This window comes from Streptosporangium sp. NPDC020145 (genome assembly GCF_040631275.1).
Classification (GTDB): Bacteria; Actinomycetota; Actinomycetes; order Streptosporangiales; family Streptosporangiaceae; genus Streptosporangium.
Genome location: NZ_JBEXZT010000001.1, coordinates 571,442 through 582,956 on the forward strand (window position 1 = coordinate 571,442; position 11,515 = coordinate 582,956).

The following is an 11,515-nucleotide window of genomic DNA, read 5'->3' on the forward strand; positions in this document are numbered from 1 at the left end:
ATCCGTCCGCCGGGGTGGCGCAATCCAAGAGATGCGTCACGACCCGCGGGAAGGGAGCATGAAAGGGTCACCCGAGCAGGGAGGTCCCATGCCCACCGTCTTCGGATCGCTGCGCAGCCTGCTGCTCGCGCCCTCCCTGGCCGAGGTGACCTTCGCGGGGCGCGGCTTCCAGGTCGTCCCCTCCGAGGCGACCCGGCGCCTGGAGGCGATCCCCCAGGCGGTGGTGTGCGGGTTCGAGTGGGGCGTCAACGCGCGGGACCAGTGGGAGGTCGAGCGCAGGCTCGCGATGGTCGACCGGGAACTGCGCGGCTTCGCCTACGAGGGCGCGACGATGGCCTGCGCCGTCCTCGACGCGATGGGCGGCGGCCGTGGCACCCGCACCCGCGACCTCCTGCTCGGCCCCGGCAGGCCGCACCTCTTCCTGACCTACATCGGCATCGGGTTCGCGCTCGCCCGGCTGCCGAGGGTGCTGTGGAGCAGGGCGGTTCCCGACCTGACGGGCCTGCCGTACCACCCGACGATGAGCTGGCTGGCCGTCGACGGGTACGGCTTCGACCGCGCCTACTTCGACACCGCGCGCTGGGTCGGCCGGCAGCGCGTGGCCGCGCCCTACCCGTGGGAGGGCATGCCGGACTACTTCCCGAGGGCGGCGGACCAGGGGGTCGGCCGGGCGCTGTGGTTCGTCCACGGAGGCCGTCCCGGCGACGTCGCGGCCACGGTCGGGCGCTTCGCGGAACACCGGAGGGCCGACCTGTGGAGCGGCGTCGGGCTGGCGGCGGCGTTCGCGGGCGGGGCGGAGGCGGAGGATCTGGCCGCGCTGCGCGAGGAGGCCGCCGGGCACGGGGCGGAGCTGGCCCAGGGCGCGGTCTTCGCGGCCAAGGCCCGCCACTACGCGGGGTTCGTGCCGCCGCACACCGAGACGGCGGTCCGGGCCCTGGCGGACCTGACCGCGGAGGCCGCGGTCGCGCTCGCGGACGACTCGGCCGTCGAGCGGGGCTCCGGCGGGCTGCCCGCCTACGAGCTGTGGCGCGGGAAGGTGCGCGCCCACCTGTCCCTGCGGACGGGCTGACGGCGGACGCCGCATTTCCGCGTAATTGTTGCGGCCTTTTTGTGAATTGATGGCGCGGGACCATCCGCTGTCGTCGCCGTTAATCATGCGCCCGATTGCAGGAAGGCTTCCTTTGCGTTTCCGTGAGCACGTTTGAAGTAGACAGTCGGTCAAGGTGCCTGTGTAGATTTGTCGTCAGATGGGCGAGGAGACGAATCTATCCGGAATAAGGGGCGTGAGGCGGCAAGTGGCCAATGCGTTGAGGGCGCTGAGGCGCCGAATTCTGACCCCGGGCGTCTCGGCCACGAAACTCGGGACGCGCGGTTTCAATGAGAAAAGCCCACAGGCGAGGGAATTGCTGGAAACGATTGGTGAATCGTTTCTGGCCGGTTACGCGCACGTGGCCGGTTCACGCTCGGCCCGTGAGGCGGAACAGCGGCTTGAGACGATTCCCACCCGTTTCCGCGGCTTCGCCTACGAGGGCGCGGGCATGGGCTCCGCCGTACTGGACGCCCTGCCGTTCACCGGGGGCCGCAGAACGGGAGACCTCCTCGCCGGGCGCGGTGACGACCACCTCTACATGGTCTACGTCGGGGTCGGCTGGGCGATGGCCAGACTGCCGCGTTTCCTGTGGCCCGACGTCTCGGCCTACGATCCGCTGCTGCGCTGGCTCGTCCTCGACGGGTACGGCTTCCACCAGGCCTACTTCCACACCGGCCGCTACGTCCACGCCCGTTTCCGCGATCCCGACTTCCCCTGGACGGCCGACCGCTTCCGCTGGTACGCCGGGCACGCCATCGACCAGGGCGTGGGACGGGCCATGTGGTTCGTCGGCGGGACGGACGTGGAACTCGTCGCCACGATGATCGACGGATTCCCCGAGGAACGCAGGGCCGACCTGTACGCGGGCGCCGGGCTGGCCGCCAGCTACGCGGGCGGCGCGGAGGAGGGGGAACTGCTGGCCTTCTGGGAGCGCGCGGGCCGATACCGCCCGCAGATCGCCCAGGGCTGCGCGTTCGCGGCCGAGGCCAGGCAACGGGCCGGCCTCGTGGTGCCGCACACGCTCCTGGCCACCCGGGTCTTCTGCGACATGACCCCGGAACAGGCGGCGCGGATCAGTGAGAAGGCCCGTCCCGACGGGCCCGTCCAGGGCGAGGTGCCCGCCTACGAGGTGTGGCGGCGGCGCATCGCCGACGAGTTCGCATCCCTTGGGAGGTGTTAGGACGTGACAGCGACAGCGGGCTGGCTGCGCAGGCAGCTCCCCGGAGTCCTCGCGCTCGTGCTGATCGTGAGCGCGTTCGTGGTGGCCCGCATTCCCACGCCCTCGGCCGCGGACACGGCCCGCATGGCGAGCAGGTACTCCTTCGCCCCGATGTCCATCGCCCTGCCCGGAGGCTTCCGGCAGCAGGAGATCCGCGGGGTGCACCCCGACTACACGCACATCGACGCGTGGATCTCCTCGGTCGGGGCGGCGATCGCGATGAACGACCTCGACGGGGACGGCCTGTCCAACGACCTGTGCCTGGTCGACCCGCGCATCGACCAGACCGTGGTCACCCCCGTCCCCGGCGGGAAGACCGACAGGTACGCGCCCTTCGCGCTCGACCCCGGCACGCTGCCCATGAACGACCACATCGCCCCCATGGGGTGCGTCCCCGGCGACTTCAACGAGGACGGCCGCCTCGACCTGCTCGTCTACATGTGGGGCCGTACGCCGATCCTCTACCTCGCCAGGCCGGGCGCCACCAGGCTCGGCCCCGGCGCCTACCGGCCGGTCGAGCTGGTGCCCGGCCCCAACGCCACCGGCGGCCTCTACAGCGGCCCGCAGTGGAACACCAACGCCGCGACCGTGGCGGACTTCGACGGCGACGGACACGACGACGTCTTCATCGGCAACTACTTCCCGCAGAGCGCGGTGCTCGACTCCCGCGGCACCGGCCTGGTGCGCATGAACCACTCCATGTCCGACGCGCACAACGGCGGGGACGACTTCTTCTTCCGCTGGACCGGCTCGGTCACCGGAGCCGACCCCTCGGTCACCTACCAGCGGCTCGACGACGTCCTGCCCGAGACGGCCTCCAAGGGGTGGGAGCTCGCCGCCGCCGCCACCGACCTCGACGGCGACCAGCTGCCCGAGCTGTACCTCGCCAACGACTTCGGCCCCGACCGGATGTTCTACAACCGCTCGACGCCCGGCCACATCAGGCTCTCGCTCGTCGAGGGGGTGCGCTCGCCGCTGATCCCCAAGTCCAAGACGATCGGCCACGACTCCTTCAAGGGCATGGGCCTCGACTTCGGCGACCTCAACGGCGACGGCGTCTACGACATGTTCGTCAGCAACATCACCACCTCCTTCGGCATCGAGGAGAGCAACTTCCAGTTCATGTCCGCCTCCGGCGACAAGGCCGCCCTGCGCGAGAGGCTCAGCCGGGGCGAGGCGCCGTGGACCGACCGCAGCGCCCAGGCGCGCACCGCCTGGTCGGGCTGGGGCTGGGACGTCAAGATCGACGACTTCGACAACGGCGGGGACCTCAGCATCGTCCAGGCCACCGGGTTCGTGAAGGGCGAGGTCGACCGCTGGCCGCAGCTGCAGGAACTGGCCACGGCCAACGACCAGCTGCTGCAGAACCCCTACTGGTGGCCGAACGTGCGCGCGGGCGACGACGTCGCGGGAACCCAGACGCTGCACTTCTTCGTCAGGTGTCCCGACGGCACCTACGTCGACGTGGCCAGGGAACTCGGGCTGGCCGTACCGGTGCCGACGCGGGGGGTCGCGACCGGTGACGCCGACGGCGACGGCAGGCTCGACTTCGCGGTCGCCAGGCAGTGGGGCGAGCCCGTCTTCTACCGCAACCAGAGCCCCTCACCCGGGGCCTTCCTCGAACTGCGGCTGACCCGCGAGGCCACCCCGGTTCCCGGCGCGCTGCCCGCCCCCGGCTCGCCGGTGACCGGCGCGCAGGTCACGGTGACGACACCGGACGGGCGCAGGCTCCTCGGCAGGGTGGACGGCGGCAGCGGGCACTCGGGCAAGCGCAGCAGCGAGGTGCACATCGGGCTCGGCAGGAACGTCACCGGTCCCGTGCGGGTCAACCTGCGCTGGCGCGACCGGGCCGGACAGGTACACGACCAGGATCTTCAGCTGACGCCGGGCAGGCACCGCCTCGAACTCGGCGGCCAGGCCAAGGAGAGATGACCGAGATGTCTGACAGGACGCACAACCCCCCGCGCCACGACCCCAAGGTCACCATCGCACTGCGCAACTTCGCGATATCCATCACGGTCTTCAACACCGTCGGCTACATCCTCCTCGGGTTCGAGCAGCCGTGGCTGTGGCCCTTCGTCGCCGTGGCGACCGGCTACGTGGTGGAGATCGCGCTCGAGTTCGTCTCGGCCAGGGCCGAGGGACGGGCGCCGCGCTACACGGGCAACGGCCCGCGCGGCCTGGTGGAGTTCCTCTACCCGGCGCACATCACCAGCCTGGCCATGAACATGCTCATCTACGTCAACGACCAGATCCTGGTGATGATCTTCGGGGTGGTCGTCGCGGTCGGCGCCAAGTGGGTGCTGCGGGCACCGGTCCGCGGGAAGATGCGCCACTTCATGAACCCGTCGAACTTCGGCATCGCCGTCATCCTGCTGATCCTGCCCTGGGCCAGCATCGCGCCGCCGTACCACTTCACGGAGAACGTCGACACCTGGATCGACTGGCTCATTCCCGCGATCATCATCCTCGGCGGCAGCATGATCAACGGCAAGCTCACCGGGCGGATGTGGCTGATCGCCGCCTGGGTCGGCGGCTTCGCCGTGCAGGCGGTCCTGCGCGGCCTGTTCTTCGGCACCTCGATCTCCGGGGCGCTGGGCATGATGACCGGCGTCGCCTTCATCCTCTTCACCAACTACATGGTCACCGACCCGGGGACGAGCCCGTCGAGACCCGCGGCGCAGATGCTCTTCGGCGGCGGAGTCGCCCTGACGTACGGCCTCCTCACGGCCGTGCACATCCCCTACGGCATCTTCTTCGCCACCGCGGCCGTCTGCCTCGTCCGCGGGGTCTTCCTGTGGTCGCTCCACTTCGTGGACAAGGGGCGCGAGCAGCGCGAGACCCTGGCGCGCCTGACCGCGCGCGCCCAGGACGGCCTGGCGAGCACCGGCAAGGAGGTCGCCTCGGTATGAGCAGGATCGCGATCGTCGGCATGGCGTGCCGCTATCCCGACGCCGCCTCGCCGAGGGAACTGTGGGAGAACGTCCTGGCCGGACGGCGGGCGTTCCGCAGGCTGCCCGACACGCGCATGCGGCTTGAGGACTACTGGGACGCCGACCCGGCCGCCCCCGACCGCTTCTACGCGCGCAACGCGGCCGTCATCGAGGGCTACGCCTTCGACCGGATCGGTTACAAGATCGCCGGAAGCACCTACCGCTCGACCGACCTCACCCACTGGCTGGCGCTCGACACGGCCGCGCTCGCCCTGGCCGACGCGGGCTTCCCCGGCGCGGAGGGACTGGCCAGGGAACGCACCGGCGTCATCGTCGGCAACACCCTCACCGGGGAGTTCGCCAGGGCCAACCTGATGCGGCTGCGCTGGCCGTACGTGCGGCGCACCGTCGCGGCGGCGCTCAAGGAGCGGGACTGGGACGACGAACGGCTCGCCGGTTTCCTCGACGACCTGGAGGCCGCCTACAAGAGCCCCTTCCCCGTCCCCGACGAGGACACCCTGGCGGGCGGGCTCTCCAACACGATCGCCGGGCGCATCTGCAACCACTTCGACCTCAAGGGCGGCGGCTACACCGTGGACGGCGCCTGCTCCTCCTCACTGCTGTCGGTGGTCACCGCCGCCAGGGCCCTGGCCGACGGCGACCTCGACGTGGCCGTCGCGGGCGGGGTCGACCTGTCCATCGACCCGTTCGAGATCGTGGGCTTCGCCAAGACCGGCGCCCTGGCCAGGGGGGAGATGCGGCTCTACGACCGCGGGTCGAACGGCTTCTGGCCCGGCGAGGGCTGCGGGATGGTCGTGCTGATGCGCGAGCGGGACGCCGTCGAGGCCGGAAGACGGATCTACGCGACCGTCGCCGGGTGGGGCGTCTCCTCGGACGGAAGGGGCGGCATCACCAGGCCCGAGGTCAGCGGGTACCGGCTGGCGCTGCGCCGCGCCTACGAACGGGCGGGCTTCGGCATCGAGACCGTCGCCATGTTCGAGGGGCACGGCACCGGCACCGAGGTCGGCGACAGGACCGAGCTCACGGCCCTGACCCAGGCCCTCTCCCACGCCGACGGCCCGCGTGCGGCGATCAGCTCGATCAAGGGGATGATCGGGCACACCAAGGCCGCGGCCGGGGTCGCCGGGCTCATCAAGGCCACCCTGGCGGTGCACCACCAGGTGCTGCCGCCGACCACGGGCTGCGTCGACCCGCACCCGGTGCTGACGCAGGAGACGGCGCGGCTGCGGGTGCTGCGCAAGGCGGAGCCGTGGCCCGGCGGGACGCCGGTGCGCGCGGGCGTGACCGCCATGGGCTTCGGCGGCATCAACACCCACGTGGTCCTTGAGAAGCCCGGCCCGCGCAGGCAGGCCAGGTTCGACGGCAGGACCAGGGCGCTCGCCTCCTCGGCCCAGGACGCCGAACTGCTGATGCTCGACGGCGCCTCACCGCCCGAGTTGCGCGAACGCCTGGCCGAGCTGGCGGACTTCGTGCCCGCCCTGTCGTACGCGGAGCTGGGCGACCTGGCCGCCACGCTCCAGCGTGAGCTGCGCGGCCTGCCGTACCGGGCGGCCGTCGTCGTCTCCTCGCCCGAGGACGCCGAACGCGGGCTGCGCCGGGTGCTCGCGGCCCTCGACGCGGGGGAGATCCCGCTGTTCTCCGCCGACGGCAGGGGCTTCCTCGGCCACGTGAGCGGGCCGGGCAGGATCGGCTACCTCTTCCCCGGGCAGGGTTCGGGCAGGGGCACCAGCGGCGGTGCCCTGCGCAGGCGCTTCGCCGAGGTCGAGGAGGTCTACCTCAGGGCGGACCTGCCCTCGGGCGGCGACATGGTCGCGACCGAGGTGGCCCAGCCGCGCATCGTCACCGGCTCCGTCGCGGGCCTGCGCGCCCTGGCCGTCCTCGGCGTCGAGGCGGACGTCGCCGTCGGCCACAGCCTGGGCGAGCTGTCCGCGCTGCACTGGGCGGGGGCGATGGACGAGGAGACCCTGCTGCGGGTCGCCGCGGCCAGGGGCAGGGCCATGTCCGAGCACGCCGCCTCGGGGACCATGGCGGGCATCGCCGCCTCCCCGGACGCGGTCACCGCCCTGACCGGGGACCTGCCCGTCGTGATCGCCGGATACAACGGCCCTCGGCAGACCGTCGTGGCCGGGCCGGCCGACGCCGTACGGGAGGCCGGGCGCAGGGCCCTCGCGGAGGGGCTGCAGTGGACCCCTCTGCGGGTGTCGCACGCCTTCCACTCGCCGCTCGTCGCGCCCGCCGCGCGGGAACTGGGCGAACGGCTGGCAGGGGAGGAGTTCGACCGGGTCGGGGCGCGCGTCGTCTCCACGGTCACCGGGGAGGCGCTGACGCCGGAGACCGACATCCCGGCGCTGCTGCGCAGGCAGGTCACCGACCCCGTGCTGTTCGCCCAGGCGGTGGAACTGGCGGCCAAGGACATCGACCTGTTCGTCGAGGTCGGCCCCGGACGGGTGCTCAGCGGGCTGGCCGCCGCGGTGACCGACGTGCCCGCGGTCGCGCTGGACACCGACGAGGAGTCGTCGGCCGGGCTGCTGCGGGTGGTCGCCGCCGCCTACGTCGCCGGAGCCCCGGTCGCGCACGAGGCGCTCTTCCACGGCAGGCTGGTCAGGCCGCTGCGGCTCGGCGCGCCGCTGTCGTTCTTCGAGAGCCCCTGCGAGCGGGCCCCCGAGGTACGGCTGAGCTCCGCCGTACGGCCCGCGGAGCGGCGGGAGACCCCGCGGGCCCCGCTGCCGCCGCAGGAGGGCGGCGAGGAGGAGAGCGCCCTGGACATGCTGCGGAGGCTGGCCGCGGAGCGCGCCGAGCTGCCCATGGACATGGTGCGTGCCGACAGCCACCTGCTCGACGACCTGCACCTGAGCTCCATCACGGTCGGGCAGATCGTCAACCAGGCGGCCCGGCGGATGGGCCTGTCCTCGGCGCAGGCGCCGACCAACTTCGCCACGGCGACCGTGATGGAGCTGGCCGACGCCCTGGGCACGCTCGCCGAGACAGGACAGGGCCAGGAGACGGCGGCGACGGTCGCCGGCGCCGCCGCCTGGGCCAGGTCGTTCGCCGTGGACCTCGACGAGGTGCCGCCGCCCGCCGCACGCGTACGGGAGGACAACGGCCGCTGGACGCTGTACACGGCGGGGGAGCACCCCTTCGCCGAGACGCTGCGCCGGGAGCTCGAAGGGGCGGGCGTCGGCCGGGGAGTCCTGGTCTGCCTGCCGCCCGAGTGCGCGCGGCAGGACCTGGAGCAGGCCCTGCTCGGTGCCCAGGCGGCCCTGGCGGCCGAGCCGGGGACCCGGTTCGTCCTGGTACAGCACGGCAGAGGCGCCGCCGGACTGGCCAGGACGCTCTTCCTTGAGGCGCCCCACCTGCGCACGACCGTCGCGCACGTGCCGGTGACCGGACAGGCCGTCGGCTGGGTCGTCGGCGAGGTCGCGGCGACCACGCGCTACGCGGAGGCCCACTACGACGAGGAGGGCACACGCCGGGTGCCGACCCTGCGCGCCATGCCCGTACGGCCCACCCGGGTCGTCCAGCCGCTGGACGGTACGGACGTGCTGCTGGTGACCGGAGGCGGCAAGGGCATCACCGCCGAGTGCGCGCTCGCCCTGGCCTCCGACAGCGGCGCCGCCCTCGTCGTCGTCGGACGCTCCGACCCGGAGCGGGACGAGGAACTCGCGGCCAACCTGCGGCGGATGTCCGACACCGGGGTGACCGTCAGGTACGCCAGGGCCGACGTCACCGACGCGGACGGGCTGCGCGCGGCCGTGGCGGAGGCGACGGCGGAGACCGGGCCGGTCACCGCGGTGCTGCACGGCGCGGGACGCAACGAGCCGGGCGCGATCACCGGCCTGGACATGGCGGCCTTCCACCGCACCCTCGCCCCCAAGGTTGACGGGCTGCGGGCGGTGCTCGACGCGGTCGATCCCGGCTCGCTGCGCCTGCTGGTGACGTTCGGCAGCATCATCGGCCGGGCGGGACTGCGCGGGGAGGGGCACTACGCCACCGCGAACGAGTGGCTGGCCTGCCTCACCGAGGAGGTCGCCCGCGACCACCCCGGCTGCCGTGCCCTGTGCGTCGAGTGGTCGGTCTGGTCGGGTGTCGGCATGGGGGAGCGGCTCGACGTCGTCGAGACGCTGTCCCGGGACGGCGTCACCCCGATCACCCCCGACCAGGGGGTAAGGATCATGCGCAGGCTGCTGGCCGACCCCGAGACGCCCACCGTCGTGGTGGTCAGCGGGCGCACCGAGGGCGTCGGCACCGTCCGCCACGACCTGCCCCCGCTGCCGCTGCTGCGCTTCGTCGGCAGGCCGCTGGTCCGCTACCACGGCGTCGAACTGGTCGTCGAGACCGAGCTGAACGCGGGCACCGACCTCTACCTCGCCGACCACCACCTCGACGGCAACCTGCTCTTCCCCGCGGTCTTCGGCATGGAGGCGATGACCCAGGTGGCCGTGGCGACCCTCGGCACGGCCCGGGAGCGGCCGCCGACGATCGAGCAGGCCGAGTTCCTGCGGCCCATCGTGGTGCCGCCGGACGGCACGACGACGATCAGGATCGCCGCCGCCGTCACCGGGGACGAGACCGTCGAGGTCGCCGTGCGCAGCGCGGAGACCGGCTTCGACGCCGACCACTTCAGGGCGCGGCTGCGCTTCGACGGGGAGGCGGCCCAGGACGGGCCGCCGGAGCAGGTCACCGAGGGGCTGCCCCCGGTACCGCTCGACCCGGCGGCCGACCTGTACGGCGAGATCCTGTTCCAGGGCGGGCGTTTCCAGCGGCTGCGCCGCTACCACAGGGCCGCGGCCAGGCACGTCGACGCCGACGTGGCGGCGGACGGGGACACCGGCTGGTTCGCCGGGTTCCTCTCCGGTGAGCTGCTGCTCGGCGACCCCGGCGTACGCGACGCGCTGATGCACGGCAACCAGGTCTGCGTGCCGGACGCGACGCTGCTGCCCTCGGGGATCGAACGCCTCCAGCCGGGCGGCGCCGCGCTGACCGAGGCGGGCGGGCTGCGCTACTGCGCGACCGAACGGCTGCGCGACGGCGACACCTACGTCTACGACATCGCCGTGCGGGACGGCGCGGGCCGGGTCGTCGAGCGCTGGGACGGGCTGCGGCTGCGGGCCGTACGTAAGGGGGACGGGCGGGGGCCGTGGGTCGCGCCGCTGCTCGGCCCCTACCTGGAGCGTACGGTCGAGGACCTGACCGGGGCCGCCGTCGCCGTCGTCGTCGAACCCGGCCCCGCCGAGCCTGACCCTGGGCCCGGCCCCGACCTGCGGAGCCTGCCCGACCTGCCCCACCTGCCGGAACGGACCGGGAGCACGGCGGAGCGCAGGGCCATGACCACCGTGGCGGCCGGGCGCGCCCTCGGGCGTCCCGTCGAGGTCCGCCACCGCCCCGACGGGCGGCCCGAGGTGGACGGCGGCAGGACGGTCTCGGCCTCCCACGGCGCCGGGCTGACCCTGTGCGTCGTGGCCGTCGGCACGACCGGCTGCGACGTCGAGGCCGTGCGGGAACGGACGGTCGAGGACTGGCGGGGACTGCTCGGCCCGCACTTCGGGCTCGCCGAGCTGGTCGCGATGGAGCTGGGCGGCAGCCTGGACGCCGCGGCGACACGCGTGTGGGCCGCCGCCGAGTGCCTGCGCAAGGCGGGCCTGCCCCCTGGGGCGCCGCTCACCTGGACCTCGGAGCGGCGGGACGCGTGGACGGTCCTCGCCTCCGGCGGCCTGCGGGTCGCGACGCTGGTGACGACGCTGCGAGACGCCGTGGAGCCGGTGGTCTTCGCGATCCTCACCGAGGGGCGGCGGTGATGGGCAACTACTTCGAGTACCTGCACACGGTCGGCTTCGAGGAGACCAACCTCGTCGGCAACGTCTACTACGTCAACTACCTGCGCTGGCAGGGGCGCTGCCGGGAGATGTTCCTCAAGCTCCACGCCCCCGACGTGCTCGGCGAACTGCAGGAGGACCTGAAGCTGTTCACGCTGCGGGTGGACTGCGAGTTCTTCGCCGAGATCACGGCCTTCGACGAGCTGTCCATCAGGATGCGCCTGGTGGACCTCGCCCAGACCCAGATCGAGTTCGGCTTCGACTACGTCCGGCTCGACCCGGGAGAGGCCCCATGCGGGGAGACGCTGGTCGCCAGGGGCAGGCAGCGGGTCGCGTGCATGCGCGGCCCGAACAGCCGGACCGTCCCGGCCAGGGTCCCCGAGCCGCTGACCCGCGCGCTCGAACCATACCTGTCCTAGGAACGGCCAACCGGGGAGAT

The 11,515-nt window shown here is 72.7% G+C and carries 6 protein-coding genes; all 6 read left to right on the forward strand.

What is annotated here, in order from left to right:
- The first annotated feature begins 88 nt into the window (after positions 1 to 88).
- The 6 genes from ABZ463_RS02280 (at position 89) to ABZ463_RS02305 (ending at position 11,495) form a co-directional block, all read left to right on the forward strand.
- Entirely contained in the window at positions 89 to 1,069 is a 981-nt protein-coding gene (locus ABZ463_RS02280; protein ID WP_352012649.1) for a DUF1702 family protein, read from the forward strand.
- A 178-nt stretch (positions 1,070 to 1,247) separates the two neighbouring features.
- Positions 1,248 to 2,270 carry a DUF1702 family protein gene (locus ABZ463_RS02285; protein ID WP_352012648.1) on the forward strand — a complete coding sequence of 341 codons (1,023 nt, stop codon included), beginning with the start codon at positions 1,248 to 1,250 and terminating at the stop codon, positions 2,268 to 2,270.
- A 3-nt stretch (positions 2,271 to 2,273) separates the two neighbouring features.
- Positions 2,274 to 4,241: a CRTAC1 family protein gene (locus ABZ463_RS02290; protein ID WP_362772107.1), complete on the forward strand. Its 1,968-nt coding sequence runs from the start codon at positions 2,274 to 2,276 to the stop codon at positions 4,239 to 4,241.
- Positions 4,238 to 5,221: an enediyne biosynthesis protein gene (locus ABZ463_RS02295; protein ID WP_352012646.1), complete on the forward strand. Its 984-nt coding sequence runs from the start codon at positions 4,238 to 4,240 to the stop codon at positions 5,219 to 5,221. The genes ABZ463_RS02290 and ABZ463_RS02295 overlap by 4 nt, the downstream gene beginning before the upstream one ends.
- Complete coding sequence (locus ABZ463_RS02300) at positions 5,218 to 11,058, forward strand: type I polyketide synthase (protein ID WP_362772109.1); 5,841 nt, start codon at positions 5,218 to 5,220, stop codon at positions 11,056 to 11,058. The genes ABZ463_RS02295 and ABZ463_RS02300 overlap by 4 nt, the downstream gene beginning before the upstream one ends.
- Complete coding sequence (locus ABZ463_RS02305) at positions 11,058 to 11,495, forward strand: acyl-CoA thioesterase (RefSeq protein ID WP_362772111.1); 438 nt, start codon at positions 11,058 to 11,060, stop codon at positions 11,493 to 11,495. Before ABZ463_RS02300 ends, ABZ463_RS02305 begins: the two co-directional genes overlap by 1 nt.
- Positions 11,496 to 11,515 lie beyond the last annotated feature (20 nt).